The organism is Psychrobacter sp. TB20-MNA-CIBAN-0197, assembly GCF_040309765.1.
Lineage (GTDB): Bacteria > Pseudomonadota > Gammaproteobacteria > Pseudomonadales > Moraxellaceae > Psychrobacter > Psychrobacter submarinus.
In genome coordinates this window covers 1-261 of the sequence record NZ_JBEOPC010000837.1, presented here as the reverse complement: position 1 = coordinate 261, position 261 = coordinate 1, and the positions used below count along the sequence as shown (strand labels likewise).

1 pseudogene is annotated in these 261 nt (G+C 57.9%); it reads right to left on the bottom strand.

Going from position 1 to position 261, the window contains the following annotated elements:
* Positions 1–261, bottom strand: a pseudogene (pgnE, locus tag AAEY83_RS16215) (UDP-N-acetylglucosamine epimerase PgnE); the annotation flags it as partial.

The window sequence follows — 261 nt, the reverse complement described above, 5'->3', positions numbered from 1 at the left end:
CATCGCCTGATTCCAGCCAACATTGACCGCGCCTTCCTGTACATCAGGCTTTTCCAGCGCCTGCACCAGCAAATCGACCAGATCACCGACATAGAGGAAATCGCGAGTCTGCTCGCCATCGCCAAACACGGTGATCGGCAAACCCTTCGAGGCGCGTTCGCTGAAGATGCTGATCACCCCGGAATACGGCGAGGACGGATCCTGGCGTGGGCCGAAGATGTTGAAGAAGCGAAAAATTGCCGGTTCCAGGCCATGCTGGCG